Consider the following 22,771-nt stretch of genomic DNA (forward strand, 5'->3'; position numbering starts at 1 on the left):
GGGGCCGGGCCCGGCCCGCCGCCGAGGGTCCGGCTCAGCCCGCCAGGCAGGACGGGCCGAGCAGCACCTTCAGATCACCGAAGAGCGCCGGGTCCGGCTTCACCCGGTGCCGGTCGAGCCGGAGCACCGTGGTCTTCTGGGCCCCCTGGAGCTTGATCCGCACCTCGCTGTTGCCGCGGTGGTGGCTCAGGACCTCGCCGAGCCGGTGGACCATCGGCGGGCTCACCTTCACGGTCGGGATGGTGATCACCACGGGCGCGTTGGTGCCCGCGTTCGACAGGTCGGGGACCTGGAGCTCCATCGCGACGAGGCGCGGCACGTCCTCGCGCTTGTCGAGGCGTCCCTTGACGAAGACCACGGCGTCCTCGACGAGTTGGGTCGACACCAGCTGGTAGGTGGCCGGGAAGAACATGCACTCGATGGAACCGGCGAGGTCCTCGACGGTGGCGATGGCCCATGCGTTGCCCTGCTTGGTCATCTTGCGCTGGAGGCCGGAGATGATGCCGCCGATGGTGACGACCGAGCCGTCGGAGAAGTCACCGCCGGTGAGCTGCCCGATGCCCGCGTCGGCCTTGTCGGAGAGCACGTGCTCCAGGCCGAAGAGCGGGTGGTCGGAGACGTAGAGCCCGAGCATCTCCCGCTCCTGGGCGAGCAGATACGTCTTCTCCCACTCGTCCTCGGAGAACTCCACGTCGAGCCCGAAGCCCGGCTCGTCGCCGCCGGACTCCTCGCCCATCCCGCCGAAGAGGTCGAACTGCCCCTCGGCCTCCTTGCGCTTGACCGCGACGACGTTGTCGATCATCGGCTCGTACTGCGCGGTGAGGCCCTTGCGGGTGTGCCCCATCGTGTCGAAGGCGCCCGCCTTGATGAGCGATTCCGTGGTGCGCTTGTTGCACGCGGCCGCCTCGACCTTGTCGAGGTAGTCGGGGAAGGAGGTGAACTTCCCCTTCGCCTTGCGCGAGCGGATGATCGACTCCACCACGTTCGTACCGACGTTGCGGACCGCCTCAAGGCCGAAGAGGATCACGTCGTCGCCCTGCGCGGCGAAGTTGTGCACGGACTCGTTCACGTTCGGCGGGAGGACCTTGATGCCCATGCGCCGGCACTCGTTCAGATAGACGGCCGACTTGTCCTTGTCGTCCTTCACCGAGGTGAGCAGCGCGGCCATGTACTCGGCCGGGTAGTTCGCCTTGAGGTAGGCGGTCCAGTAGGTGACCAGGCCGTACGCGGAGGAGTGCGCCTTGTTGAACGCGTAGCCGGCGAAGGGGACCAGGACGTCCCACAGGGCCTGGATGGCCTCGTCGGAGTAGCCGTTCTTCCGGGCGCCCGCCTGGAAGAGGACGAAGTTCTTCTCCAGCTCCTCGGGCTTCTTCTTGCCCATCACGCGGCGCAGGATGTCGGCTTCGCCGAGGCTGTAGCCCGCGACGATCTGGGCGGCCTTCTGCACCTGCTCCTGGTACACGATGAGGCCATAGGTGAGGCCGAGCGTCTCCTTCAGGGGCTCTTCGAGCTCCGGGTGGATCGGCGTGATCTCCTGGCGGCCGTTCTTGCGCTCGGCGTAGTTCGTGTGCGAGTTCATTCCCATCGGGCCCGGCCGGTACAGGGCCGAGACGGCGGAAATGTCCTCGAAGTTGTCGGGCTGCATCTGGCGCAGCAGGGAGCGCATCGGGCCGCCGTCGAACTGGAAGACGCCGAGGGTGTCACCGCGGCAGAGCAGTTCGAAGGTCTTCGGGTCGTCGAGCGGGAGGGAGAGCATCTCCAGCTCGATGCCCTTGTTCGCCTTCACCATCTTGACGGCGTCGTCCATGATGGTGAGGTTGCGCAGGCCCAGGAAGTCCATCTTGAGCAGGCCGAGCGACTCGCACTGGGGGTAGTCCCACTGCGTGATGGTCACGCCGTCGGTGTGCCGCACCCAGATCGGCGCGTGGTCGACGATCGGCTCGCTGGACATGATCACGCCGGCCGCGTGCACACCCATCTGCCGGACCAGGCCCTCCACACCCTTGGCGGTGTCGATGACCTTCTTCACGTCGGGCTCGTTCTCGTACATCCCCCGGATCTCGCCCGCCTCGCTGTAGCGCGGGTGGCTGGGGTTGGTGATGCCGTCGAGGTCGATGCCCTTGCCGAGGACGTCGGCGGGCATCGCCTTGGTGAGGCGGTCGCCCATCGCGTACGGATATCCGAGCACGCGCGCGGAGTCCTTGATGGCGTTCTTCGCCTTGATCTTTCCGTACGTGCCGATCATGGCGACCTTGTCGGCGCCGTACTTCTCCGTCACGTACCGGATCACTTCCACGCGCCTGCGCTCGTCGAAGTCGATGTCGACGTCGGGCATGGAGACGCGCTCGGGGTTGAGGAACCGCTCGAAGATCAGACCGTGCGTGATCGGGTCGAGGTCGGTGATGCCCATGGCGTACGCGACGATCGAACCGGCCGCGGAGCCTCGGCCGGGGCCGACCGCGATGCCGTTGTTCTTGGCCCACATGATGAAGTCGGCGACCACGAGGAAGTACCCCGGGAACCCCATCTGGATGATGATGTCCATCTCGTACTCGGCCTGCTTCTGGCGGTCCTCGGGGACGCCGGCCGGGTAGCGGCGCGCCATGCCGCGGCGGACTTCCTCCTGGAACCAGGTGACCTCGGTGAAGCCCTCGGGGATGTCGAACTTCGGCATCAGGTCGCGCTTCTCGAACATCCCGGTGGTGTCGATCTGCTCCGCGACCAGGAGCGTGTTGCGGCAGCCCTCCTGCCATGCGTCCGAGGAGTCGATCGCGTACATCTCGTCCGTCGACTTCAGGTAGTAACCCGTCCCGTCGAAGCGGAAGCGGTCCGGGTCCGAGAGGTTCTTGCCGGTCTGGATGCAGAGCAGGGCGTCGTGGGCGGTCGACTCATGCGCGTACGTGTAGTGCGAGTCGTTCGTCACCAGGGGCGGGATGCCGAGCTTCTTGCCGATCTCCAGCAGCCCGTCACGGACCCGGCGCTCGATCTCGATGCCGTGGTCCATCAGCTCCAGGAAGTACCGGTCCTTGCCGAAGATCTCCTGGTACTCCGCCGCCGACTTCAGCGCCTCGTCGAACTGGCCGAGGCGCAGTCGCGTCTGGAGCTCACCCGAGGGGCAACCGGTCGAGGCGATCAGCCCCTCGGACCACTGGGAGATCGTCTCCTTGTCCATACGCGGCCACTTCTGGAGCCAGCCCTCCGCGTAGGCGTCCGAGGAGAGGCGGAAGAGGTTGTGCAGACCGGTCTTGTTCGCCGCCCAGATCGTCTTGTGGGTATAACCACCCGAACCCGACACGTCGTCGCGCTTCTGGTGCGGCTGGCCCCACTGGATCTTGCGCTTGTTGCGCCGCGACTCCGGCGCCACATACGCCTCGATCCCGATGATCGGCGTGACCCCCGCCTTCTGGGCCGAGTGGAAGAAGTCGTACGCCCCGTGCAGGTTGCCGTGGTCGGACATGGCGATGTGCGTCATGCCCATCTCATTGCACGCGTTGAACATGTCCTTGAGCCGCGCGGCACCGTCAAGCAGCGAGTACTGGGTGTGCACGTGCAGGTGCGTGAAGGGCGGCTTGGTCACGGTGGGAGGCCTCCGGAGAACGGGTGGTAACGGGCTGCGGACAGTCTTGGGGGACAGCGACGAAGTCTAATCCGGGGCACTGACAGCGGGCGGGCACTCGGGAGTACGGTCGTGCGTTGGAAGAGGCGGAGCGCCTGCCCCACGGGCGGGATCTCCGCCCCGAGGCCCGCACCCCTTGTCACGCACGACTTGTCACGCACGACCCCGCACCAGGAGGCACCCAGCGATGTCGGTCCCGCAGCCCACGGCCGATGAGCGCGGCGAGCAGATCCTCGCCGTCTTCGGCACCGCTTTCGGCGAGCTGCTTGCCGCGGACCCCGCCGCGTTCCGGGTGAAGTTCCGGAAGATGGCCTCCTCCGCCTTCGCGTTCTACCGCGGCACGGCCTGCCTGTTCTACGCCGACCTGGAGCGCGAGCAGCACGGCGGGCCCTATCTGGACGACCGCACGGGCCGGGTCTGGATCCACGGCGACCTGCACGCCGAGAACTTCGGCACGTACATGGACGCCCAGGGCCGCCTGATCTTCAACGTGAACGACTTCGACGAGGCGTACGTAGGCCCCTTCACCTGGGACCTGAAGCGCTTCGCCGCCTCCGTGGCCCTGATCGGCTACTCGAAGGCGCTCAGCGACGAGCAGATCTCCGACCTGGTGCGGACCTACGCGGCGGCGTACCGCGAGCGGATCCATGACCTGGCGACGGGCGCCAAGAGCGACGAGGTGCCGCCCTTCACGCTGGACACCGCCCAGGGCGCCCTCCTGGACGCGCTGCGCGACGCGCGCTCCCTGACCCGCTTCGGGCTGCTCGACTCGATGACCGAGATCCGCGACTTCGAGCGCCGCTTCGCGCCGGGCGGCGGCTCCATCGAGCTGGACGCCGCCACGCGCTACAAGGTCCTCGCGGCCTTCGACGGCTATCTGGAGACGCTGCCGGAGTCCTCGCTCACCCGCCCCGACTCCTACCGCGTCAAGGACGTCGTGGGGCGGCGCGGCATCGGCATCGGCTCCGCGGGCCTGCCCTCGTACAACATCCTCCTGGAGGGCAACAGCGACGCCCTGGAGAACGACGTCGTGATCTACCTCAAGCAGGCCCAGACCCCCGCGGTCTCCCGGCACATCACGGACCCGGCCGTGCGGGAGTACTTCCTGCACGAGGGCCACCGCACGGTCATCTCCCAGCGCGCCCTCCAGGCGCACGCCGACCCGTGGCTCGGCTGGACCGAGCTGGACGGCGCGGGCCAGCTGGTCGCCGAGGTGTCGCCGTACGCGGTGGACCTGGACTGGTCGGACATCGACGACCTGGAGGAGATCTCCGCGGTCGTCGCGGACCTCGGCCGCGCCACCGCCACGATGCACGCGGCGGCGGACGACGAGAGCGGCCACTCGGACCTGGTGCCGTTCTCCACGGAGCGCGCCATCGACGCCGCGATCGCGGCCGACGAGGCGGGCTTCGGGGACCTGCTCGTCGACTTCGCGCACACCTACGGGGCACGCGCGCGTGAGGACCACCAGATCTTCGTGGACCTGTTCCGCAACGGCCGGATCCCGGGCCTGTGAACCTCACAGGCACCCTTTAGGGGTCCCCTACGGAAACACATGGCACACTCCTCCGCGATGGACATATCCGGGACCCAGCTCAGAGCCGTGCGCGCGGCGCTCTTCACGGCGCTCGTCGTGACGCTCTCCGCCGCGTCGCACGTGCTGCTCTCCCGGGTCCCCCTGCCGCTGACGACCGTGGCCGCGATCGCCGCCGCCGTCTTCTTCATCGCGTACGCGCTCGCGGGCCGCGAGCGCGGCTTCGCACGGATCGCCGCCCTGGTGATCCCGCTGGAGCTGGCCGCCGACACGGTGTTCACCGCGGGCCAGCACGTCTGCTACGGCGAGGCGGGCGGCCCGGTGGCCGGCCCGCTGCGCTCCGTCGGCTTCGACGTGCTGTGCGGCGGCACGCCCGTCGGGACGCCGCTGGCCCGGATGACCGCCGACGGGCACGGCGGCGCCGCGGCCCTGCTCGCGGACGCCGAACCGGGCGCCGCCTGGCTGCTGCTCGGGGCGCACGTCGGCGTGGGTCTCCTCGCCGCGGGCTGGCTGCGGCGCGGCGAGCGGGCGCTGGCCCAGCTGCTGCGCGCGGTCGCCGGTGCCACGTTCCGGCCCCTGCTGATCGCGGTCGCCTCGGTGACCGCCACGCGCACACCCGTACGCCGCCTGCCGCGCCCCGAGCGCCGGGCGCGCGTCACGCGTACGCGCCTGCTGGTGCACTTCGTGGGGCGGCGTGGACCGCCGTGCTCGGCCGTCCTCGTCTGAGCACGACCCCCCACCCAGTTCACCCACACGGAGAAAAAGATCATGAGCAAGCGCAACAGCCAGGCCGCCAAGTCCGCCGCCCGTGAGCGGATCCGCGCCCAGCAGGAGGCCGAGCGCAAGCGCGAGAAGCGCAGGCGCACGGCGATCGTCGGCGTCTCGATCGTCGCCGTCCTCGCGATCGCCGGCGGCGTCGGCTACGCCGTGATGCAGGTCAACAAGCCCGACGCGCCCTCCAAGTGGGAGAAGGCCGCCGACGCGAAGGTGGTCGCCCCGGCCAACACCTCGGGCAAGAACGGCACCACGGTCACGCTGGGCAAGTCCTCCATCAAGAACACCGTCCACCTGTACGAGGACCCCCGCTGCCCCGGTTGCGCGGTCATGGAGCAGTCCATCGGCGAGGCGGTCAACAAGGGCATGAAGGACGGCGATTACAAGCTGTCCTTCACCATCGGCACCTTCCTCGACAACAACCTCGGCGGCGAAGGCTCGAAGAACGCGCTGAGCGCGCTCGGGGCCGCCCTGAACGTCAGCCCGGACGCCTTCCTCGAGTACAAGACCGCCCTGTACTCCACGAAGTTCCACCCGTCCGAGTCCACCGACACGTTCGCCAAGGACGACGAACTGCTCAAGGTGGCCGACACCATCGACGCGCTCAAGGACAACAAGAAGTTCGAGAGCGCCGTCAAGAAGGGCACCTACGACGCCTGGGCCATGAGGATGAGCGACTCCTTCCAGTCGGCCGAGGGCGTGGAGTCGACCCCGACGATCAAGATCAACGACAAGGTGATCGAGACGCCGAAGACCCCTGACGCCTGGAAGGCCGCGCTGAAGACGGCGGGCGTCACGAAGTAGCGCACCCTCTGTCCCACCGAAGAGCGGGTCGACTTTCCCTGTTGGCCCGCTCTTCGTCGGTACTGGTCAGTAGTGTGATCACTCGTGACCAGTCGCTTCTCTTCCGCACCCATAGGTGCTTCAACTCCCAGCCGCCGTACGGTCGTCAAGGCCGCGGCCGCCACCGCCGCCCTCGGCACCGCGCTCGCCGCCGCCCCCGCCCACGCCGCCGAAGGCCCCGCCTTCCACCACGGCGTCGCCTCCGGGGATCCGCTGCCCGACGGTGTCCTGCTCTGGACCCGGGTGACGCCCACGCCGGACGCCGTGCCCGGGTCGGGCAACGGGCCCGACACCGAGGTGCACTGGGAGATAGCCGAGGACAAGGGCTTCTCCCGAGTCGTCAGCAGCGGCAGCACCACCGCGCGCGCCACGTCCGACCACACGGTCAAGGCCGACGTAAGGGGCTTGCGCCCGGCGACCACCTATTACTTCCGCTTCTCCGTGGGGGACGCCTCCCCGGTGCACTCCCCCGTGGGCCGCACCCGCACCACCCCCGCGCACGACGCCACCGCGCACGGCGTCCGGTTCGGCGTGGTGTCCTGCGCCAACTGGGAGGCGGGCTACTTCTCCGCCTACCGCCACCTCGCGGCCCGCACCGAACTGGACGCGGTCCTGCACCTCGGGGACTACCTCTACGAGTACCCGAGCGGCGAGTACCCGGCCGCCAAGCACGTCGTACGCCCGCACGAACCCCGGCACGAGATCATCACGCTCGCCGACTACCGCACCCGGCACGGCGTCCACAAGACCGACGGGGACGCGCAGGCGATGCACGCCACGCACCCGGTCATCGCGATCTGGGACGACCACGAGTTCGCCGACAACGCCTGGTCGGGCGGGGCGGTGAACCACACCCCCGGGAGCGAGGGCCCCTGGGCGGCGCGCATGGCGGCGGCCAAGCAGGCGTACTTCGAGTGGATGCCGGTACGCCCCTCCACCGAGGGCACCGTCTACCGCCGCGTCCGCTACGGCAAGCTGGCCGACCTGCACCTGCTCGACCTGCGCTCCTTCCGCTCCCAGCAGGCGGGCACCGGCAGCGGCGCGGTCGACGACCCGGAGCGCACCCTCACCGGCCGCGCGCAGCTCGACTGGCTGAAGGCGGGGCTCGCGTCGTCGGACGCCGCCTGGAAGCTGGTCGGCACCTCGGTCATGATCTCGCCGGTCGCCTTCGGCGCCCTGCCGGCCCATCTCCTCAAGCCCCTCGCGGAGTTGCTCGGCCTGCCCAAGGAGGGCCTGGCGATCAACGTCGACCAGTGGGACGGCTACACGGACGACCGCAAGGAACTCATCTCCCACCTGCGGGACAACGCCATCCGCAACACCGTCTTCCTGACCGGCGACATCCACATGGCGTGGGCGAACGACGTACCGGCCAGGGCGGCCACGTATCCGCTGACGCCCTCGGTCGCCACGGAGTTCGTGGTCACCTCGGTGAGTTCCGACAACATCGACGACATGCTCGGGGTGGCCCCGCACACCGTCTCGCTGGCCGCCGCGGCCACCCTCAGGGCGGCCAACCGCCACGTGAGGTGGCTGGACATGGACTCCCACGGCTACGGCGTCCTCGACATCACCGCCGAGCGCTCCCAGATGGACTACTACGCCCTCTCGGACCGGAAGAGCCCCGGGGCGACGTCGTCCTGGCTCCGCTCGTACCGCACGCGCAGCGGCACGCAGAAGGTCGAGCGGGCGGACGCTCCCGTGCGCTGACCCGTCAGAGCGTCTCCGGCCAGAGCGCCGCCAGTCAGAGCGTCTCCAGGAACCCGAGCGCCGTGCGCCACGTCGTCTCCGCCGCCTCCGCGTCGTGGTCGTCGAGGTCCGGGTCGGTGTAGAGGTGCCCGGCGCCGGGGTAGCGGTAGATCTCCACGTCGGCGCCGGCCCGCCCCATCCGCAGATACCAGGCGCTCAACCAGTCGTCCGTCTCGAAGGGGTCGGGCTCCGCCACGTGCAGCTGCACCGGCAGCCCGTCCACGGACACGTTCTCCGCGATGTCGGACGTGCCGTGCAGGAGCAGCAGGCCGCGCGCCTTCTCGTCGCCGAGCGCGAGGGTCTGCGCGGTCGCGGCGCCCAAGGAGAAGCCCGCGTAGACGAGGCCCCGCTCCGAGTAGGGGGCGGCGGCGAGGATCGCCCGCTTCAGCAGCTCGTCCTTGCCGATCTCGTCCTGGTGGGCCCTTCCGGCCTCGACGTCGTCGAACGTACGCCCGTCGAACAGGTCGGGCGTCCACACCTCGTGCCCCGCGGCACGCAGCCGGTCCGCCGCCGCGCGCACCGCGGGTCGCAGGCCGTACGTCGAGTGGAAAAGCATGATGTTCATGGAGCCATCGTGCCATCCACCTGGGGCCTCCTCCCCCGGAGGAGGCGGGCCGGTACCCCTCCCCTCCGAGACCCGGAGGCGGTACCCCTACCCTCGGAGGCATGGAGAACGTACTGCGTCCGTTGATCGTCATCGGCGGCTCGGTCGTGCTCACAGTGGTGGTCGGCTGGCTGGTCGACTTCGCTTTGCGCCGGGCCGACGAGCGGCATCACGAGACCCCGCTGTGGGGTCTGCTGCGCCGCTGCCGAGTCCCCTTCCACCTGGTGCTGTGCACCGCCCTGCTGCGGGGTTCCTACGGGCAGGCCCAGCTCGCCAAGGAACACTCGGCGGCCATCGGGCGGATCCTCTCGCTCGTCCTGATCGGCTCCGCGGCCTGGCTGGTGGTGCGGATCGCCACGGCGATAGTGGAGTCGTCTTACGCCCGTTACGCCACGGTCCACCGCGATCCGGCCCGCGTCCGCAGGGTCCGTACGCAGGTGACGCTCATCCAGCGCGTGGTCTCCGCGATCGTCGGTGTCGTGGCGGTCTCCGCGATGCTGCTGACCTTTCCCGCCATGCAGGCGGCCGGGACCTCGCTGCTGGCCTCGGCCGGCATCCTCGGCATCGTCGCCGGTGTCGCGGCCCAGTCCACCCTCGGCAACCTCTTCGCGGGCCTGCAGATCGCCTTCGGCGACATGGTGCGGATCGGCGACACCGTCGTGGTGGACGGCGAGTGGGGCACCGTCGAGGAGATCACCCTGACGTTCCTCGCGGTGCGCACCTGGGACGAGCGCCGGATCACGATGCCCGTGTCGTACTTCACGTCCAAGCCGTTCGAGAACTGGTCCCGCGGTGGGGCGCAGATGACCGGCACGGTCTTCTTCCACCTGGACCACTCGGCGCCGGTCCACCAGATGCGCGACAAGCTCCGCGACATCCTGCGCGACTGCGCGGCGTGGGACGGCAGGGACTGGGGCCTCGCGGTCACCGACACGACGCCGAGCACCCTGCAGGTCCGCGCCCTGGTCACCGCGAAGGACGCGGACGACATCTGGACCGTCCGGGTCACGGTGCGCGAGCAGATGGTGCAGTGGCTGACCGAGAAGCATCCGTACGCGCTGCCGAAGGTCACCACGGCCTCGGCGGAACCCGCGCCGAACGGCCACCGCCCCCTGCACCTCGCGCCGAAGGCACCGCGGACCGGCCGCGGCTGACCCCGGGCCGCGCGGCTCAGCGCAGGCTGCGTACGTCGAGGTGGTGCAGCACCCGGTCGACGATCTCCGGATCGGCGCCGGGCTCGCTGCGCGCGGCGAGGACCTCGTGGCGCGCGGCCGACATCATCTCGCGCTGGATGCGCTGGACGGCCTTCAGCCGGTCCACGCGCTTGGCGTACCGCTCGCGCCGCTCCTCGTCGACCACGTCCGGGCTGATCCTGGCCCCGATGTCGAAGGCGCCGCGCAGCAGCCGCTCGGAGACGTCCTCGGGAAGCTCCTCGACCTCCTCGATCTCCTTGAGGCGGCGCTTGGCGGCCTTGGCGGCGCGGACCGCGAGCACCCGCTCCAGCTCCCGCTCCGCGTCGGTGTCGGCGCGCACCCCGAGCTTGCGGACCAGCCAGGGCAGCGTGAGCCCCTGGACGACGAGCGTCGCCATGATCACGCAGAACGCGATGAAGATGATCTCGTCGCGGGCCGGGAACGGAGATCCGTCGTCCGTCTTGAGCGGGATGGCGAGCGCGAGCGCCACGGACGCCACGCCCCGCATCCCCGCCCACCACATGACGACGGTCTCGCGCCAGGTCGTCGGGATCTCCTCGTCGTAGTCCCGGCGCTTGTGCAGCCGCTTGGCGAGCCAGGTCGCGGGCAGCAGCCACAGCAGCCGCCCGCCGACGACGACCCCGACGACGGCCGCGCCCCAGCCGAACATCTCCCACTCGCGGCCGCTCGCGATGCCGAAGACGTTGTGCAGTTCGAGACCGATGAGGCCGAACGCGGCGCCGGTCACCAGGGTGTCGACGATCTGCCAGAAGGTCTGCCCGGTGATCCGCCCGAGCACGTCGTCGGCGTCGACCGCGTTCTCCGCGAGGTAGAGCGCGGTGGTGAGGACGGCGAGCACGCCGGAGCCGAGCAGCTCCTCGGCCAGCACATAGCTGACGAAGGGCACGAGCAGCGTCAGGCCGGTCTGCAGGATGGCGTCGCCGAGCAGCCCCATGAGCTTGTTCGTCAGCCAGCCGAGCGCGAGCCCGACGAGGACGGCCACCACGGCGGAGAGCACGAGCCGGCCCGCGGCGGACGGCCAGGAGAAGGTTCCGCTCACCGCCGCCGCGATCGCCACGTGGTAGAGCACGATCGCCGTGACGTCGTTGAAGAGCCCCTCGCCCTCCAGGATCGACACGAGCCTGCGGGGCAGCCCGAGCGAGCCCGCGACGGCGGTCGCGGCGACGGGGTCGGGCGGCGCGACGAGCGCGCCGAGCGCTACGGCCGCGGCGAGCGGCAGCCCGGGCACGACGGCGTTGGCCATCGCGGCCACCGCCGCCGTCGTCACGAACACCAGTGCCACGGCGAGCAGGAAGATGGGGCGCCGGTTGGCCGCGAACTGCCGCCACGACGTGCGCTGCACGGAGGCGTAGAGCAGCGGGGGCAGCACCAGCGGAAGGATGTAGTCCGGCGGGATCTCGACATTGGGCACGAACGGCAGCAGGGCCATCCCGATCCCCGCGAGCGTCATCAGGACGGGCGCGGGCAGCCCCAGCCGGTCCCCCAACGGCACCGTGACCACGGCTCCCAGCAACAAGACGAGCAGCAGCGCCAGTTGATCCACGGTGCGCCCTCCGGGCGGTCGAGACTTCAACGATCAAGACTCAACCCTGCCACGCGAGGGCGCTCGACGCGTCAGTGCAGCGCCTTGCGCATCGCCTGATGCGGAATCCCGGCGTCCGGGAACTCCGGGCCGTACGCCTCGTACCCCAGGCGCTCGTAGAACCCCAGGGCGTGCGTCTGCGCGTGCAGGTCGACGGCGGTGAGGCCACGCGCGCGTGCCGCGTCCTCGATGGCGCGGACCAGGGCGGCGCCGATGCCGAGGCCGCGGGCCGCCGCCGTCACCGCGAGCCGGCCGAGGGCGCCCACGCCGGTGTCCCCGCCGTTCTTGGCGGCCGCCGCGGCGCCGGTCAGCAGCCGTCCCGCGCCCAGCGGGACGCCGTCCTCGCGCACGGCCAGGACGTGCACGGCCACGGAGTCGTACGCGTCGTACTCGACCTCCTCGGGCACCTGCTGCTCGGCCACGAAGACGTCCTTGCGGACCGCGAAACAGGCCTGGCGGTCGTCCTCGTCCCGCGCCACCCGGATCGTGACACCGGTCACGAGCTCTCCGCCCGCACCCGGTCCAGCGCCTTCTGGAGGTCCTCGGGGTAACCGCTCTCGTACTCCACCCACTGCCCGTCGCCCGGGTGCTCGAAGCCGAGCCGGACCGCGTGCAGCCACTGGCGGGTGAGACCGAGCCGCTTGGCGAGCGTCGGGTCCGCGCCGTACGTCAGGTCGCCCACGCAGGGGTGCCGGTGCGCCGCCATGTGCACGCGGATCTGGTGGGTGCGGCCCGTCTCCAGCTTGATGTCGAGCAGGGAGGCGGCCCGGAAGGCCTCGATGAGGTCGTAGTGCGTGACGGAGGGCTTGCCCTCGGCCGTGACCGCCCACTTGTAGTCGTGGTTCGGGTGGCGGCCGATGGGGGCGTCGATCGTGCCGCTCATCGGGTCGGGGTGGCCCTGCACCAGCGCGTTGTAGCGCTTGTCGACCGTGCGCTCCTTGAACTGGCGCTTCAGCGAGGTGTACGCGCGCTCGGACTTGGCGACCACCATCAGGCCGGAGGTGCCGACGTCCAGGCGGTGCACGATGCCCTGGCGCTCGGCGGCACCGGAGGTCGAGACGCGGTAACCCGCGGCGGCGAGGCCGCCGATCACGGTCGTCCCCGACCAGCCCGGGCTCGGGTGCGCGGCCACGCCGACCGGCTTGACGATCACGACGATGTCGTCGTCGTCATGCACGATCTCCATGCCCTCGACGGGCTCGGCCACGATCTGCACCGGGGCGGGCGCCTGCGGCATCTCCACTTCCAGCCAGGCGCCGCCGTGCACCCGCTCGGACTTGCCGACCACCGAGCCGTCGACCGAGACCTTCCCCGCCGCGGCGAGCTCGGCGGCCTTGGTGCGGGAGAAACCGAACATGCGAGAGATGGCGGCGTCTACGCGCTCGCCCTCCAGGCCGTCCGGCACGGGCAGGGTGCGGATCTCGGGAATCGTACTCACCCATTGAGTATGCAGGAGCCCACTGACACTCCCGCACCACAGGCCTGCCGCACCGACCCGGGCTCAGTCCTCGTGGACGGTGCCGTCCGGGTCGAGCCCCCGGAAGGAGAGCAGCACGATCAGGATGCCGCCGCAGACGATCGCCGAGTCGGCGAGGTTGAAGACCGCGAAGCCCTTGGGGGCGATGAAGTCGACCACCGCGCCCTCGAAGACGCCCGGCGCGCGGAAGATCCGGTCGGTGAGGTTGCCGAGCGCACCGCCCAGGAGCAGGCCGAGCGCGATCGCCCACGGCAGGCTGTAGAGCTTGCGGGCGAGGCGGGCGATGACCACGATGACGGCGGCCGCGATGCACGTGAAGATGATCGTGAAGGCCTCGCCGAACCCGAAGGCGGCGCCCGCGTTGCGGATCGCGTTGAAGCGGAGCCAGTCGCCGAAGATCTCGATCGCGTCGTGGTGCTCCAGCTTCGCGACCACGATCATCTTGCTGACCAGGTCGAAGGCGTACGCGATCGCGGCCACGACGAAGAGCACGGCGATCTTGCGCTTGCCCTTGGGCCGCTGCTCGCCCTCGCCCTCGCCCTCGCCGATGACCTCGCCGGACCGCTCCGGCTCGTCCCCGGCCGTCTCAGGGATGTCCGGCGTACCGATGATGCGCTCCGCCTCTGCCACGTGAGTCCCTCAACCTAGGTACCTGACTGGGGACGAGGGTACGGCACACACGTACGGGCCCGGGTGTCCAGGCCGTGCTCAGGAGCGCCGTTCCTGCTTCTGCTTGCACTCGACGCACAGGGTCGCGCGCGGGAAGGCCTGCATCCGCGCCTTGCCGATCGCATTGCCGCAGTTCTCGCAGAGGCCGTACGTCCCCGCGTCGAGGCGCTCCAGGGCGCGCTCGGTCTGCACCAGCATCTCGCGCGCGTTGGCGGCCAGCGCCATCTCGTGCTCGCGCGTGATGTTCTTCGTACCGGTGTCCGCGTCGTCGTCGCCCGCCCCGTCGCCGGAGTCCCGCATCAGCCCCGCCAGGGCCTCCTCGGAGGACGCGATCTCGCTGCCGAGGCGCAGCGCCTCGCTCTGCAGCTCCGCGCGGGCCTCCTGGACCTCTCCCGGAGTCCAGGGGTCCTCGCCCGGCCGGACCGCCAGCTCACCGGGGTGCGCCGCGGCCGCGCGCGCCTTGGGCACAGCCGTCGACTTCGCCGCCGCGGTCGCCGTGCCCGGAGTCTTCTTCGCAACCACTGTCGTGGCTCCCGTCGTCTCCGCGGCCTCAGCCGCATCCTCGGCCGCGGTCGCGACCGTCTCGTTCTCCGTGCCGTGTGCGCCTTGCGTGTCGGGGGTGCCCGGGGTGCCATGCCCGGTCGTGCGCTTCGCGGGGCTCTTCTTGGCGGGGCCCTTCTTGGCGGGACTCTTCTTGGCGGGACTCTTCTTGGCGGGACTCTCTTTGGCAGCGCTCTCAGAGCCCGCCTGGGACACCGGCTCCACCCCGTGAGTGACCCCCTCCTTGGACGCGGCCTTCTTGGCGGCAGCCTTCTTGGCCGGGGCCTTCTTCGCCGGGGCCTTCACTGGCTCCCCCATCACGGCCTTCTTGGCCACCGCCTTCTTGGCGGCCACCTTCTTGGCCACCGCCTTCTTCACCGCGGCCTTCTTGACGGCGGCCTTCTTCGCCACCGTCTTCTTCACCGCGGTCTTCTTCCCCGCCACCTTTCCCTCGGCTTCGGACGCCGCCCCCGCGCCGGTGGATCTGCCGGACGCCGACTGCTGTACGGCGGTCTTCTTCGCCACCATGGCCGCGGCCCCTTCACATATTGTGATCTTGCTCGCGAATCGTGCTGGGACGATAAATCGACTCCAGGCCCGCGGCAACGGGGCACGCCGCCCGATGCGCCGCCCCGCGGCTCCCGCACGGCGAGTCTGCAAGCGTTGTGCCCAACTCCCTGCCGGGTAATCCGCCGGCCGGCGCGCGCCCGGGATCCGCTCGCCCCCTGTCTCGCCATTCGGGTCAGTCCGCGCCCGCCCCCGGCGCCCCGCGCGGCTCCCGGAAAACCGGTCGGCCACGCCTGCCCGGGCGCCGTACACTGGGCGGCAGCGAGAAGCGTGGATGGGGACGAGTAGCGGCGTATGCGGCCATGAGCGACCCGGGGACGGTGTGAGCCCGGGGGCGAGCGCGACGTGAAGATCACCCCGGAGCCGCCGGAAGAAAGCCGAAGCCCCGACGCGGAGGCGAGTAGACCCGGTATCGCGACCCCAATGAGGGGGCTCACCGGCGCGGACCCCGTTCCGGAGAGCCAAGGAGGGTGGTACCGCGGGAGCGCGCCGCACCAGGCGCACACGGCTCTCGTCCCTCCGACGGAAGGCAGCACATCCGCCGGAGGAGCTCGTTGAATACGCCGCCGCAGTACCGCCAGGTGCCCGCCCAGGTCGACCTGCCCGCCCTTGAGCACGCCGTGCTCGACTTCTGGCGCGAGCAGAAGATCTTCGCCAAGAGCCTGGAGCAGTCCGAGGGCCGCCCCGAATGGGTGTTCTACGAGGGCCCGCCCACCGCCAACGGCATGCCGGGCGCCCACCACATCGAGGCCCGCGTCTTCAAGGACGTCTTCCCCCGCTTCCGCACCATGCGGGGCTACCACGTCGCCCGCAAGGCCGGCTGGGACTGCCACGGCCTCCCCGTCGAGCTGGCGGTCGAGAAGGAGCTGGGGTTCAACGGCAAGAAGGACATCGAGGCGTACGGCATCGCCGAGTTCAACGCCAAGTGCCGCGAGTCCGTCACCCGCCACACCGACGCCTTCGCCGAGCTGACGACGCGCATGGGGTACTGGGTCGACCTCGACGACGCGTACCGGACGATGAACCCCGAGTACGTCGACTCGGTCTGGTGGTCGCTGAAGGAGATCTTCAACAAGGACCTCCTCGTCCAGGACCACCGCGTCGCCCCCTGGTGCCCGCGCTGCGGCACGGGCCTCTCGGACCACGAGCTGGCGCAGGGCTATGAGACGGTCGTCGACCCTTCCGTCTACGTCCGCTTCCCCCTCACCTCCGGTCCCCTCGCGGGCGAGGCCGCCCTCCTGGTCTGGACGACGACGCCCTGGACGCTCGTCTCCAACACCGCCGTCGCCGCGCACCCCGACGTCACCTACGTCGTCGCGACCGACGGCGAGCAGAAGCTCGTCGTCGCCCAGCCGCTCGTCGAGAAGGCGCTCGGCGAGGGCTGGGAGACGACCGGTGAGACCTTCACCGGCGCCGAGATGGAGCGCTGGACCTACCAACGTCCCTTCGAGCTGGTGGAGTTCCCGGCTCCGGCGCACTACATCGTCAACGCCGAGTACGTCACCACCGAGGACGGCACCGGTCTCGTCCACCAGTCCCCCGCCTTCGGTGAGGACGACCTCAAGGTCTGCCGCGCCTACGGCCTGCCGGTCGTGAACCCGGTCCGCCCCGACGGCACCTTCGAGGAGGAGGTGCCCCTCGTGGGCGGCGTCTTCTTCAAGAAGGCGGACGAGGCGCTCACCAAGGACCTCGACGACCGCGGCCTGCTCTTCAAGCACATCGCGTACGAGCACAGCTACCCCCACTGCTGGCGCTGCCACACGGCGCTCCTCTACTACGCCCAGCCGTCCTGGTACATCCGCACCACGGCCCTCAAGGACCGTCTCCTCCAGGAGAACGAGAAGACCAACTGGTTCCCGGACTCGGTCAAGCACGGCCGCTTCGGCGACTGGCTGAACAACAACGTCGACTGGGCGCTCTCCCGCAACCGCTACTGGGGCACCCCGCTGCCCATCTGGCGCTGTGAGGAAGACCACCTCACCTGCGTCGGTTCGCGCGCGGAGCTGTCCGGCCTGACCGGCACCGACCAGTCGGACCTGGACCCGCACCGCCCCTTCATCGACGAGATCACCTTCACGTGCCCCCAGGAGGGCTGCGCCGCCACGGCCACGCGCGTGCCCGAGGTCATCGACGCCTGGTACGACTCGGGCTCGATGCCGTTCGCGCAGTGGGGCTACCCGTACAAGAACAAGGAACTCTTCGAGAGCCGCTACCCCGCGCAGTTCATCTCGGAGGCCATCGACCAGACCCGCGGCTGGTTCTACACGCTCATGGCCGTGGGCACCCTGGTCTTCGACAAGTCGTCCTACGAGAACGTGGTCTGCCTCGGCCACATCCTCGCCGAGGACGGCCGCAAGATGTCCAAGCACCTGGGCAACATCCTCCAGCCCATCCCGCTCATGGACCAGCACGGCGCCGACGCGGTGCGCTGGTTCATGGCGGCCGGCGGCTCCCCGTGGGCGGCGCGGCGCGTGGGCCACGGCACCATCCAGGAAGTCGTCCGCAAGACGCTCCTCACGTACTGGAACACGGTCGCCTTCCAGGCGCTGTACGCCCGTACGACGAAGTGGGCCCCCAGCGACGCCGACCCGGCGCCCGCCGACCGCCCGCTCCTGGACCGCTGGCTGCTCAGCGAGTTGCACGCGCTGACCGACCAGGTCACGCAGGCCCTGGAGGGCTATGACACCCAGCGCGCGGGCAAGCTCCTGTCCGTCTTCGTCGACAACCTCTCCAACTGGTACGTACGCCGCTCCCGCCGCCGCTTCTGGCAGGGCGACAAGGCGGCCCTGCGCACCCTGCACGAGGTCGTCGAGACCGTCACGCGCCTGATGGCCCCGCTGACGCCGTTCATCACCGAGCGCGTCTGGCAGGACCTGGTCGTGCCGGTCACCCCGCAGGCCCCGGAGTCGGTCCACCTCTCCTCCTGGCCCGAGGCCGATCTGTCGATGATCGACCCGGAGCTGTCCCGGCAGATGGTCCTCGTACGACGCCTGGTGGAGCTGGGCCGCGCCACGCGCGCGGAGTCGGGCGTCAAGACGCGTCAGCCGCTGTCCCGCGCGCTCATCGCGGCGACCGGCTTCGAGTCGCTCAACCCGGAGCTGCACACCCAGATCACGGAGGAGCTGAACGTCTCCTCCCTGGCGTCGCTCTCCGAGGTCGGCGGCTCGCTGGTCGACACCACCGCCAAGGCGAACTTCCGCGCCCTCGGCAAGCGGTTCGGCAAGGGCGTCCAGGCGGTCGCCAAGGCCGTCGCCGACGCCGACGCCGCCGCGCTTTCGCTGGCCCTGCGCGAGGGCACGGCCTCCGTCGAGGTCGACGGCGAGACGGTGACGCTCGCCCCGGACGAGGTCATCATCACGGAGACCCCGCGCGAGGGCTGGTCGGTGGCGTCCGACTCCGGTGCCACGGTCGCCCTCGACCTGGAGATCACGGAGGAGCTGCGCCGCGCGGGCCTGGCCCGTGACGCGATCCGCCTGATCCAGGAGGCCCGCAAGAACAGCGGCCTGGACGTCGCGGACCGGATCGCCCTGCGCTGGACCTCCACGGACCCGGCGGTGGAGACGGCCCTGTCCGAGCACGCCGGACTGATCGCGGACGAGGTGCTCGCCACGGACTTCGCCGCGGATGAGGCCGACGACACCTTCGGACAGCCGTTCACGGACGACTCCCTGAAGCTGACGTTCCGCCTCCGCAAGGCGTAAGCGCGCACGAAGGCCCGGTCCCGCCAGAGCTTCTGGCGGGACCGGGCCTTTCGCGTGCACGCCCGCATACGCGAAAGGCGTTCACGCCCGCACACGCAAAAGGGCCGGGCCCCCAGAGACTCTGGGGGCCCGGCCCTGAACGCTGCCGACGCCTAAGGCGTGCTCACGCCCGTCAGTTGTCGTCCTCGTCGATGAGGAAGCCACGCATCGGCGACGGAGCCTGCTGCATCGGCTGCTGGCCCTGCGGCCGCACCGGCGCCATCGGCTGGGTCATCGCCGGGGACATCTGCTGCTGGCCGCCGTAGGACGGACCACCGGCACCCTGGTTGCCACCCATCGACTGGTTGCCGCCGTAGGACGGGGCACCCGCACCGGCCGGAGCCATCGACGGCGCCGGGGACGGCGGCAGCGAGGCGGTGGCCGGAGTGCGCGGCGGGGCCAGCGAGTCGTCGGCCTGGGTCTCCAGCTGACGCAGCTGCGACTCCAGGTAGGACTTCAGGCGCGTGCGGTACTCGCGCTCGAAGCCTCGCAGGTCCTCGACCTTGCGCTCCAGCGTGGCGCGGGCGGACTCCAGGGAGCCCATCGCGACGCGGTGCTTCTCCTGCGCGTCCCGCTCCAGGGCATCGGCCTTGGCACGGGCGTCACGCTCGAGACCCTCGGCGCGCGAACGGGCCTCGCCGACGATCTTGTTGGCCTCGGAACGGGCCTCCGCGATCGCCTGGTCGGCGGTCTGCTGCGCAAGGGACAGCACGCGAGCGGCGCTGTCACCACCGGGGCCCTGACCGGGCTGCGGCATCTGCGGGCCGTGGCCACCCATGGGACCGCCCATGGGGCCGCCCATCTGACCCTGACCCATCGGGCCGGGGCCCTGCGGACCACCCTGCTGCGGGTGGCCCTGGCCGTGTCCGCTGGGGCCTGCGGGCAGCTGCGGTGCGCCGCCGGGCAGCTGCGGCGGGCCGCCCATCGGGCCACCCATCTGCTGCTGCGGCGGGACCGGCTGCGGACCCGATATAGCGGCGGGCACGGGGGCGCCGGGACCGCGCTGGTCCTGCGGCCCGTCGGGACCCTTGCGCATACCGCCCTGCTGCTGGTTCTGAGCAGCGGCGCGGGTGGCGGCGGCCAGCTTGGCGCGCAGGTCCTCGTTCTCGCGGAGCAGGCGGGTCAGTTCGGCTTCGACCTCATCGAGGAAGGCATCGACCTCGTCCTCGTCATAGCCTTCTCGGAGGCGGACGGTCGTGAACTGCTTGTTCCGCACGTCCTCGGGGGTCAACGGCATCTCTTCACCTCAACGTAGTCGTCGGCATTCGGCAAGACCGTAGTTGACATCGCGCTCACAGCCGGCTCACAACGGAGATCAGGATGTAGACGATGATCATCAGTACGAAGAAGGACAGGTCGAGCGCCACGCCCCCGAGACGCAGCGGCGGAATGAACCGCCGCAGAAGCTTGAGCGGTGGATCAGTGACAGTGTAGGTGGCCTCCAGAACGACCACCATCGCCTTGCCGGGTTGCCATGAGCGGGCGAACTGGAAGACGTAGTCCATGACCAACCGGAAGATCAGGACGATGAGGAAGCACATCAGCGCGATGTGAAGCACTTGCAAGACCACGCTCATGTCCGCGGTTCCCTCTCCCCTGTTTCTCGTACTGCGTCGTTCCGGTACTGCGTCTGAGGCAACTACTTCATCACTTACGTCTCAGCTCTGGTTGAAGAACCCGCCCTCTGCGATGCGAGCCTTGTCCTCCGCCGTTACATCGACGTTAGCAGGCGACAACAGGAACACCTTCTGCGTCACCCGCTCAATGCTGCCATGCAGACCGAAGACCAGACCGGCGGCAAAGTCGACAAGTCGCTTCGCGTCGGTGTCGTCCATCTCGGTCAGATTCATGATCACCGGAGTGCCCTCGCGGAAGTGTTCCCCGATGGTACGGGCCTCGTTGTAGGTCCGCGGGTGCAATGTGGTGATGCGGTAGGGCTCCCGCTCGGACACGACCTTGGGCATGATCACCGGTGCGTTCTTCTCCAGGCTCTGGCGTTCAGGTGTGATGGATGCCACGGGGGCGATTCGTGCCGGACGTCCGGATTCCGCGGCTAGCGAAGCGGAATGGGCCGCCGGTTCTCTGGGGGCGGGAGGCTGCACCACTCGTACCGATTCGTCCCGTTGAGACTGATGGGACTGGTGCGACTGATGCGGCGGTTCGTGCCGCCTGCGGTCGCGCTCGGGCTCCGGCTCGGGTTCGAACTCGTCATCGGGGTCGAACCCCGGACCGTCGTACCCATCGTCCTCCACGAGGCCGAGGTAGACCGCCATCTTGCGCATCGCGCCGGCCATGCTCTGAGTCCTCCGCTCTGTGGTGGATCGGCTGTCGTCACCAACTGCCCGCGATCCACGAGGTATCCCCGCCCAACAGCGAGAATGACCATATTTTCTGCTGTGGTCCGACTTCTTGGCGACGTTACCCGAGCCCGGGTCGGACTCCGAGTACCGCCGTACCGACGCGCACATGTGTCGCCCCGGCCGCCACGGCCTCTTCGAGGTCCGCACTCATCCCTGCTGACACCATGTTCGCAGCCGGATGAGTCGCGCGCATGAGGGTTGCGAATTCCATCAACCGCTCGAACGCCGCCTGTTGCCGTCCCGCGTACGGGCCGGTGAGCGGGGCCACCGTCATCAGGCCGTCGAGCCGCAGCCCCGGCGCCCCCGCGACGAGGTCGGCCAACTCTTCGATTCCGCCCGGGCCCACGCCGCCGCGCTCCCCGCGTCCGTTCTCCTCGGCGTCGAGCGCGACCTGGATCAGACAGCCGACCTCCCGCTCGGCGCGCACGGCGGCCGCCGAGAGAGCCGTGACGAGCCTGGGCCGGTCAACGGACTGCACCAGATCGGCATAACTGACCACGGAACGGACCTTGTTGGTCTGCAACTGACCGACGAAGTGCCAGGTGAGGGGGAGGTCCGCGCACTCGGCGGCCTTCGGTGCCGCGTCCTGGTCGCGGTTCTCCGCGACATGGCGCACACCCAGCTCCGACAAGATCCGTACGTCGCTCGCCGGGTAGGTCTTGGTGACCACGATCAGGGTCACTTCTTCCCGCTTGCGCCCGGCGGCGGCGCACGCGGCGGCGATGCGCTCCTCGACCTTCGAGAGATTCGCCGCGAGTTCGGTCCTACGGTCCGTCATGCGTTATCAGTCCAGCCAGACATAGCCCGCGAGGCGACCGGTCGTGCGGTCGCGGCGGTACGAGAAGTGGTCAGCGGATTCCAGCGTGCACACCGGCGACTGCTCCCGGTCGCGCACCCCGAGCCGCTCGAGCTGCGCGTGCACCCCCGCGGTCACGTCGACCGCCGGCGTACCCCAGCTCGTCTCGGCGTACGCCGCGGGCTCGACGGCGGCGACGTCGTCGCGCATCGCCCCGGGCACTTCGTAACAACGCCCGCAGACGGCGGGCCCGGTGCGGGCGACGATGCGTCCCGCCTCCGCGCCGAGCGCCACCATCGCCTCCACGGCGGCCGGGACGACGCCCGCGGCCATCCCGGGGCGTCCGGCGTGCGCCGCCGCCACGACCCCCGCGGCCGGATCGGCCAGCAGGACGGGCGTGCAGTCGGCGGTGAGGACGGCGAGCGCGAGGCCACGGCGGGCGGTGACCACCGCGTCGACGGCCGGGATCTCGGCCCCGGCACCCCAGGGCTCGTCGACCACGGCGACCTCGCGGCCGTGCACCTGGTTCATCCAGACGACCCGGCCCGGGTCGACGCCGAGGGACTTGGCGGCCAGCGTCCGGTTCTCCCGCACGGCTGCGGCGTCGTCGCCGACCGCGCCGCCGAGGTTCAGCTCCTCGTACGGAACGGCGCTCACCCCGCCCCACCTGTCGGTGAAGGCGAAGTGCGCGCCGCTCACGGTGCTG

Annotated in this window: 18 protein-coding genes; 6 read left to right on the forward strand and 12 right to left on the reverse strand. The window is 70.1% G+C overall.

All coding sequences use genetic code 11. From position 1 onward, the window contains the following. Nucleotides 1–34: 34 nt before the first annotated feature. Nucleotides 35–3,577 (reverse strand): DNA polymerase III subunit alpha, encoded by a 3,543-nt coding sequence (dnaE, locus tag DMA15_RS09145; RefSeq protein ID WP_125512278.1) that lies wholly within the window; start codon nt 3,575–3,577, stop codon nt 35–37. A 226-nt stretch (nt 3,578–3,803) separates the two neighbouring features. Between dnaE and DMA15_RS09150 the strand changes: the two genes are divergently transcribed. The 4 genes from DMA15_RS09150 (at nt 3,804) to DMA15_RS09165 (ending at nt 8,477) form a co-directional block, all read left to right on the forward strand. Next, nucleotides 3,804–5,132, forward strand: a complete 1,329-nt coding sequence (locus DMA15_RS09150) for a DUF2252 domain-containing protein (protein WP_125512279.1) — start codon at nt 3,804–3,806, stop codon at nt 5,130–5,132. Nucleotides 5,133–5,189: 57 nt separating this feature from the next. Beyond that, on the forward strand, nt 5,190–5,876 hold the full coding sequence (locus tag DMA15_RS09155; RefSeq protein ID WP_125517500.1) for a hypothetical protein: 687 nt from the start codon (nt 5,190–5,192) through the stop codon (nt 5,874–5,876). A gap of 42 nt (nt 5,877–5,918) precedes the next feature. Next, on the forward strand, nt 5,919–6,728 hold the full coding sequence (locus DMA15_RS09160; RefSeq protein WP_125512280.1) for a DsbA family protein: 810 nt from the start codon (nt 5,919–5,921) through the stop codon (nt 6,726–6,728). A gap of 84 nt (nt 6,729–6,812) precedes the next feature. Beyond that, nucleotides 6,813–8,477, forward strand: a complete 1,665-nt coding sequence (locus tag DMA15_RS09165) for an alkaline phosphatase D family protein (protein WP_125512281.1) — start codon at nt 6,813–6,815, stop codon at nt 8,475–8,477. A 34-nt stretch (nt 8,478–8,511) separates the two neighbouring features. Here the strand turns inward: DMA15_RS09165 and DMA15_RS09170 are convergent, their stop codons facing one another. Further along, nucleotides 8,512–9,081, reverse strand: coding sequence for a dienelactone hydrolase family protein (locus DMA15_RS09170; RefSeq protein ID WP_125512282.1), 570 nt, complete (start codon nt 9,079–9,081; stop codon nt 8,512–8,514). Between the two features lie 101 nt (nt 9,082–9,182). On the opposite strand from DMA15_RS09170, the gene DMA15_RS09175 reads away from it, so the two are divergent. Next, nucleotides 9,183–10,274 (forward strand): mechanosensitive ion channel domain-containing protein, encoded by a 1,092-nt coding sequence (locus DMA15_RS09175; RefSeq protein WP_125512283.1) that lies wholly within the window; start codon nt 9,183–9,185, stop codon nt 10,272–10,274. Between the two features lie 16 nt (nt 10,275–10,290). Here DMA15_RS09175 and DMA15_RS09180 read toward each other — a convergent pair whose 3' ends face one another. The 5 genes from DMA15_RS09180 to DMA15_RS09200 all read right to left on the reverse strand — a co-directional run bounded on the left by DMA15_RS09180 (nt 10,291) and on the right by DMA15_RS09200 (nt 15,130). Next, nucleotides 10,291–11,877, reverse strand: a complete 1,587-nt coding sequence (locus DMA15_RS09180) for a Na+/H+ antiporter (protein WP_125512284.1) — start codon at nt 11,875–11,877, stop codon at nt 10,291–10,293. Between the two features lie 71 nt (nt 11,878–11,948). Further along, on the reverse strand, nt 11,949–12,416 hold the full coding sequence (locus tag DMA15_RS09185; protein WP_125512285.1) for a GNAT family N-acetyltransferase: 468 nt from the start codon (nt 12,414–12,416) through the stop codon (nt 11,949–11,951). After that, complete coding sequence (locus DMA15_RS09190; RefSeq protein WP_125512286.1) at nt 12,413–13,354, reverse strand: RluA family pseudouridine synthase; 942 nt, start codon at nt 13,352–13,354, stop codon at nt 12,413–12,415. Before DMA15_RS09190 ends, DMA15_RS09185 begins: the two co-directional genes overlap by 4 nt. Before the next feature lie 63 nt (nt 13,355–13,417). Next, nucleotides 13,418–14,023, reverse strand: coding sequence for a signal peptidase II (lspA, locus tag DMA15_RS09195; RefSeq protein WP_125512287.1), 606 nt, complete (start codon nt 14,021–14,023; stop codon nt 13,418–13,420). A gap of 78 nt (nt 14,024–14,101) precedes the next feature. Then, nucleotides 14,102–15,130, reverse strand: coding sequence for a TraR/DksA family transcriptional regulator (locus DMA15_RS09200; protein WP_125512288.1), 1,029 nt, complete (start codon nt 15,128–15,130; stop codon nt 14,102–14,104). Nucleotides 15,131–15,723: 593 nt separating this feature from the next. Here DMA15_RS09200 and ileS point away from each other — a divergent pair. After that, the gene (ileS, locus tag DMA15_RS09210; RefSeq protein WP_125512289.1) at nt 15,724–18,870 is read left to right on the forward strand and encodes an isoleucine--tRNA ligase; all 3,147 of its coding nucleotides are present in this window, start codon (nt 15,724–15,726) and stop codon (nt 18,868–18,870) included. Between the two features lie 172 nt (nt 18,871–19,042). On the opposite strand, the gene DMA15_RS09215 is transcribed toward ileS, so the two are convergent. The 5 genes from DMA15_RS09215 to pgeF form a co-directional block, all read right to left on the reverse strand. After that, nucleotides 19,043–20,146, reverse strand: coding sequence for a DivIVA domain-containing protein (locus DMA15_RS09215; protein ID WP_125512290.1), 1,104 nt, complete (start codon nt 20,144–20,146; stop codon nt 19,043–19,045). Between the two features lie 55 nt (nt 20,147–20,201). Further along, on the reverse strand, nt 20,202–20,486 hold the full coding sequence (locus DMA15_RS09220; RefSeq protein ID WP_125512291.1) for a YggT family protein: 285 nt from the start codon (nt 20,484–20,486) through the stop codon (nt 20,202–20,204). A gap of 81 nt (nt 20,487–20,567) precedes the next feature. Further along, nucleotides 20,568–21,203, reverse strand: a complete 636-nt coding sequence (gene sepF, locus DMA15_RS09225; protein ID WP_125512292.1) for a cell division protein SepF — start codon at nt 21,201–21,203, stop codon at nt 20,568–20,570. Between the two features lie 124 nt (nt 21,204–21,327). Next, nucleotides 21,328–22,047, reverse strand: coding sequence for a YggS family pyridoxal phosphate-dependent enzyme (locus DMA15_RS09230; RefSeq protein ID WP_125512293.1), 720 nt, complete (start codon nt 22,045–22,047; stop codon nt 21,328–21,330). 6 nt (nt 22,048–22,053) lie between these two features. Beyond that, on the reverse strand, nt 22,054–22,764 hold the full coding sequence (pgeF, locus tag DMA15_RS09235; RefSeq protein ID WP_164551712.1) for a peptidoglycan editing factor PgeF: 711 nt from the start codon (nt 22,762–22,764) through the stop codon (nt 22,054–22,056). Nucleotides 22,765–22,771 lie beyond the last annotated feature (7 nt).

The organism is Streptomyces sp. WAC 01529 (assembly GCF_003945545.1).
Lineage (GTDB): Bacteria > Actinomycetota > Actinomycetes > Streptomycetales > Streptomycetaceae > Streptomyces > Streptomyces anatolicus.